Raw genomic sequence first — 5,092 nt, forward strand, 5'->3', positions numbered from 1 at the left:
CCACTTCATCGAGGTCGAATACCTCTATGCGTTCCCGAACGGCGGATCACTCTTTCAGCCCGTCTACCTTGGGCCACGGTCGGACAAGGACCAGGCCGACCGCTACGACTCCCTGAAACTCAGGCGGCCCTCGGATAGCGACGCCGACGAAGACGAACTCCAGGCTGCGGCCTGACCTCAAGCCCGATAAGAAATCAGGCTCGACTTTGATTGAGCTGAGAGGTGCTTTTATGGCCGGATCGAGCGATGCAACGGACGCCGATGCCCAGATCGCGATGGAAGAGTGGGCAGCCGCACTTATCTTCGATCGGGTACGAGGCAGAAAAATGACCGAAGAACTTGCTGCTTCAGTCGGGAAGCGCATCGTCTTTGAAGTCATTCGACAGTTTCGACCCGACTCAATCGCGAAGTAAGAGGCTGGCGCAGTTGTTTGAAACGTGCGATCCAGAAACGAGAACACAATGCCGATCGATTTGGAATGCGTAGTGCAACTTCACGACTTCCTGATGGGTGGAAATCCGCCGTCAGGTATACATCTGAGAAAGCGGCCCCGGAAGATGACAGCGGAACAGTCCTTTTCTGTCATTTATGTATTGCAGGAGGCCTTCCGTCTTATACCGGACGCGTTTGAACTGTGCGGTGTGTGCGGGCGCATCTTCGATACGAATTCAGAAGGGCATATAACGCCAAATGGGAAGTTCTACTGCTGGGACTGCTGCCACCTCTGCAAATGTTCCGAGTGCAAACGCTTGTTGCGCCGATGAACCTCAGATCTCCACCCTGTCCCGTGGGAGAAGAATCCTCATGCCACTGCACCCAAGGTACATTATCCTTGGCATGAGGGATTTCCCAAGGCTGCTGGCACACCCGCTGAAGGAGAGGCGATCCATGAAATCGTTGAGCAAGGAGACGTTGCTTCGGTTCGCCGTCAAGTACATCTGGTGGAAAACACCGGAAGAGGCCGCCCTACACCCGGATCGGATCATCGCGCAGGTCATGAACATTGGAAATTATGAGGATGTCCAGGCCCTTGTCCGCGAAGTGGATGAGCAATATCTCCGCGAACTGCTCCATCGAGCCGAAGCCGGGCAGTTCGATGAGAAGTCGTGGACTTACTGGCACTACCGGCTTGGGCTATGTGAGCCTGGCAGGGTGCCCGCTTTGCCGCAACGGAGAATCGCGTGATGAAATCCTTTTCTCCCTGCCTTCATATATTGCCGCAGAGGCAGTCGCGATTGTGGCCCGAGTTGCGCCCATCTGCGGATCTAGGATTTGCGCTCTATGGAGGGACCGCAATTGCGCTGCGTCTGGGGCACCGCACATCGGTCGACTTCGATTTCTTCACCGAGCGCCAACTGCAACGCTCCGCAGTTCTGGAAAGGCTTCCCTTCGTCCGAAATGCAGAGGTCTTGCAGGATACTCCAGATACTTTTACCGTCCTTGTAACCCACAATGGAAGCAAGGATCCACCTGTCAAGGTTTCCTTCTTTGGCTCGATTACCTTCGGCCGTGTTGCAGATCCGCAATGGACAGAGGATGGGATCGTGCAGGTGGCTTCGTGTGACGATCTCTTGGCGACCAAGGTCAAGGTCCTGCTGCAGCGTGTCGAAGCCAAGGATTATCTCGATGTTGCCGCCCTCCTTCGCAGCGGTGTTCCATTGGAAAGAGGTTTGGCGGCGGCTCGCGCTTTGTTTGGCTCTGCTTTCCAGCCGAGCGAGTGCCTGAAGGCATTAGTCTATTTTGAGGGCGGGGACCTGGATAGCTTGCCAAAGGCGACGAAAGACGGCTTGGTCCATGTGGTGAGTGCCGTGCGCGACCTTCCTGATGTCTCCGTGGTCGACAAGCAATTGACGCTCCGCTGATTTGTTCGACTTCGACCCATTTTTCCGGATCGACGGTCGAACCGCGATTCCAGGACTATTTCTCTCCCAAGTGGATATCTGCGGTTGTTGTAGTGGAGCAGGCGGAGAATGAGGACGTCCGATAGATCGTCCATGATAATGGGGAGCGAGGATCTCTCTGAATGAGACCGTCGGAAGCATTACGCTTGCATCGAGACGAGATTCGCAGCATCGTGGAATCTTCCCATGCGAGCAACCCTCGTGTTTTTGGCTCTGTCCTTCTTGGGGAAGACACGGAACAGAGTGACCTTGACATACTCGTAGACACGCCTCCGCAGACATCGATCTTCGACATCGGCGAGATCAGGTACCGACTGAGGAATCTGCTGGGAGTCTCCGTCGATGTGCTCACTTCCAAGGCCCTCCACAAAGATTTCCGGGACCGGATTATTTCCGAGGCGCAGCCGATATAGCTGGACGGAACAACTTCCCGAACGGTGAACGAAGCTGCCATAGAGAAACTCTCCCAGTGGCCCTTACGCATCCTCTATTCCTCAATGGTTGCGACCACCCATTCCAGCGAGACGCTTATCAACTGATAGGCGTGGTTCGCCTCGGCAAATCGTCTGGCTTGCTTCGCAGGCCGGGTTTGCCTCCTGAGCCTCATAGCGTTGTCCGCTGAAAACGTCCCGGAGGCTAGGGAATCGACACAGTGTAATGCCAACTCGGGGCTGCCTTCGGGCAGCCTTCTTGCTGCTTGGAGAAGGATACCGTCATGGCACAGCTACTCAGGTTTGATGGGACGAGCGAAGCGATCGTACCGGCCGATTTGGCATCTGGTTTTAGTTTGGACGAACTCTACACGCTGATTGGATGCGAGATGATCGAAGCCATCTATCTCGACGACGGCGGGGTCATGGTCATCGATGAAGAAGGCAAACTGCGCGATGACTTCCGGGAACGGCGCAATGAGAGCGCAACTCGCCTCCTGCATCGCGCTGGCGGAATCCCCTGGGACTTCATCACGGGCAACGCTCTGATTTGTACGACCCAGGAGCTTCAGTAACCATCGCCTGCACCAGGCACTGAGGCGCAGACCTCATGAACAATCTCTACTGATCCATCGGCAGATCCGCGTCGAGAAGCCCTGGACGGCCTCGCACTTGACGTTCAAGGCCGCTATCGGCGCGTTGCTGACACTCTCCGCTTCGCCCAAACGAGGAAGACGCGAGAGTGTGTCCCTAAGCTTCATGACTCCCAATCGCGCAGGCTGGATGCTTGCGAAGGATGTTACGGGGCCGAAGCACCCCATCGCTAATCCCAAGAGGCTACACAACCATGAACAGAAGTGAAATCGCCAAGCTCATCGAGCTTGACGGCCGGTGTGGCTATCACGAAGCGAACAAGAAGGAATACAAGCGCTTGAGCTTGAAGCTTCTGCGCGGTCTTTCGAGAGAACTCGGACTCGAACGTTGCGACGTCGATATCCGCTTCAACCCAGGAGGCATCGCGGTTTCCGGGGATGCCACGCTCCACGCAGATCGCCTCTACGTGATCCTCAACATGGACGGCATGGGTCTCGGAGTTCTGGTCCGGACTTGCAAGCACCGCAGAGACTATGCCGGAGGCCCCAACAACTGGTTCTCACTGGAGCGCCTGAGGACAACCGGTCTCGATGGCCTTGCGGCCTTTGCGCAGCGCATCCACAGCGCCGCGCTCCCAACCGAGGAGAATCGTCATGGCGGAACAGCAGCCTGACAGCCATCTACAGGATGCGCTGAATCAGATTGAGGACATTCTCGTGAACCGGTATGAGGCCGGTCGCAAATACAAGCTGAAGGAACTCACGGGGATTCTCGACTCCATTGCCGCGGTCCTGGATGCCTACCACGGTCGTACCGTCGAAGCTCCCGAAATCCCACCAGAGGCTCTTACGACGCGAGAGCGTCACAGCGAACCAGTAGTCTCGGCGATCATTCACAGCGATGATCGGCGCATCGAGGCCAGCTTTCAGGCAAACCGCAGGTTCTCCCAAGCTGCGAATGAAGAGATCAAGGATCTAGTCGGCATCGGCTGGGGCCATGACCTGGAAGCGGATCGAATCGCCTACTTCATGGAACCTCTCGATGTCGAGGTGGAGAAGGTGCTGGACTACTGCCGTTCTGCAAAGCGGCTGTCCAGCGATCCGATCGGGTTTGAGGTCCTGGTGGATAAAGCGCACGCAGCGGCCTGGCTTGCGGTTCACAGACCAGGGTTATGGAAAGAGATCGCCGCCGCCGAGCAGTAGCCCGTCCAGGCCCGATTCGACAAAGCGATCCAGCCACGGCCTCGACAGACAGCCTTCCCATCGGTTCAGGATGGCGCGGCGCACAACGATGACCGAATGCGCACCACAGATCGAATGCGTGCGTCAGTACCCTCAATTCCTTTTCAAATCCGAAAGGAAGTTTTATGGCACAGACACAACCATTTTCCGCTGTACAGATCAGCGTCAGCGATGTCGGCGGAGAGGACCTCCAGTTCGAGATAGAGAACCTCATGATCGAGTATGAAGTGGCAAAGGTGCATGAGACCGAAGCCCACAACGCCGTAATTCTCGCCAACGCCGCATTGCTTGCCGCGCGCGGCGCGCGCGTCGTCGCCCGGATGAAGCTGGTGACCGCATTCGCCAAAGGCAGTAACCGGGTAGCGATGGAACCAAACTGGGAGCCGTTCCGCAATTCCACGGGTCGTCCGTCTGTTGAGAACTTCCTCTCGGAGCGGGACCAACGCAACCTGAACCGGATGCAGCGGGCCCAGATGAACAGCCAGGCGTCCGATCTTCCGGGCGATTACAACGGAATGTTCGAGACCCCGGACAACGAGTAGGCACATCCAGCGAGCAGGAGCTGAATGCTCTCTGCTCAGGCGCGGACTCGCGCGAGATGGGAGGTCAGGTTGAGGAAGCCGTCTTCGTCTAAAGATCAAATGAGCCTCTTCAGCTTCCTGGCTGAAGTGGGGAGTGAGGCAGCTGCCATGGGCACACCGGCAGCTGGTCCTGCCGTGGAAGCCAAAGCTTCAAACACCGAGGCCGCCGACAGTGAGGCGATCGATCGCGGAATCAGCTGCGAAGCGTCGCCGGAAATCACGGTCGGGACCAGACCCCTCGTCTCCGCAGATTCGGAGCGCTGTTTGCCGGATGAGGTGATTGATGCGAGGCCGCGCATGCGAAGACGCGATCCCGCGGAAGCCGATCTCGAACGAGTGCAACA

At 57.0% G+C, this 5,092-nt stretch carries 9 protein-coding genes; all 9 read left to right on the top strand.

Annotated features, from left to right (window positions below):
* The first annotated feature begins 230 nt into the window (after nt 1–230).
* Nucleotides 231–413 carry a hypothetical protein gene (locus VMU57_RS06310; protein WP_325381784.1) on the top strand — a complete coding sequence of 61 codons (183 nt, stop codon included), beginning with the start codon at nt 231–233 and terminating at the stop codon, nt 411–413.
* A gap of 475 nt (nt 414–888) precedes the next feature.
* Complete coding sequence (locus VMU57_RS06315) at nt 889–1,185, top strand: hypothetical protein (protein ID WP_325381785.1); 297 nt, start codon at nt 889–891, stop codon at nt 1,183–1,185.
* Nucleotides 1,185–1,862: a nucleotidyl transferase AbiEii/AbiGii toxin family protein gene (locus VMU57_RS06320; RefSeq protein WP_325381786.1), complete on the top strand. Its 678-nt coding sequence runs from the start codon at nt 1,185–1,187 to the stop codon at nt 1,860–1,862. The genes VMU57_RS06315 and VMU57_RS06320 overlap by 1 nt, the downstream gene beginning before the upstream one ends.
* Nucleotides 1,863–2,023: 161 nt before the next feature.
* On the top strand, nt 2,024–2,314 hold the full coding sequence (locus tag VMU57_RS06325) for a nucleotidyltransferase family protein (RefSeq protein WP_325381787.1): 291 nt from the start codon (nt 2,024–2,026) through the stop codon (nt 2,312–2,314).
* Between the two features lie 302 nt (nt 2,315–2,616).
* The gene (locus tag VMU57_RS06330; protein ID WP_325381788.1) at nt 2,617–2,907 is read left to right on the top strand and encodes a DUF3846 domain-containing protein; all 291 of its coding nucleotides are present in this window, start codon (nt 2,617–2,619) and stop codon (nt 2,905–2,907) included.
* Between the two features lie 272 nt (nt 2,908–3,179).
* Nucleotides 3,180–3,599: a hypothetical protein gene (locus VMU57_RS06335; protein ID WP_325381789.1), complete on the top strand. Its 420-nt coding sequence runs from the start codon at nt 3,180–3,182 to the stop codon at nt 3,597–3,599.
* Nucleotides 3,580–4,128, top strand: a complete 549-nt coding sequence (locus tag VMU57_RS06340) for a hypothetical protein (RefSeq protein WP_325381790.1) — start codon at nt 3,580–3,582, stop codon at nt 4,126–4,128. The genes VMU57_RS06335 and VMU57_RS06340 overlap by 20 nt, the downstream gene beginning before the upstream one ends.
* A gap of 164 nt (nt 4,129–4,292) precedes the next feature.
* Nucleotides 4,293–4,709, top strand: a complete 417-nt coding sequence (locus VMU57_RS06345; protein ID WP_325381791.1) for a hypothetical protein — start codon at nt 4,293–4,295, stop codon at nt 4,707–4,709.
* A 99-nt stretch (nt 4,710–4,808) separates the two neighbouring features.
* On the top strand, nt 4,809–5,092 hold a 284-nt coding region (locus VMU57_RS06350; RefSeq protein WP_325381792.1), incomplete at its 3' end, for a hypothetical protein.

The organism is Edaphobacter sp. (assembly GCF_035532915.1).
GTDB lineage: Bacteria > Acidobacteriota > Terriglobia > Terriglobales > Acidobacteriaceae > Edaphobacter.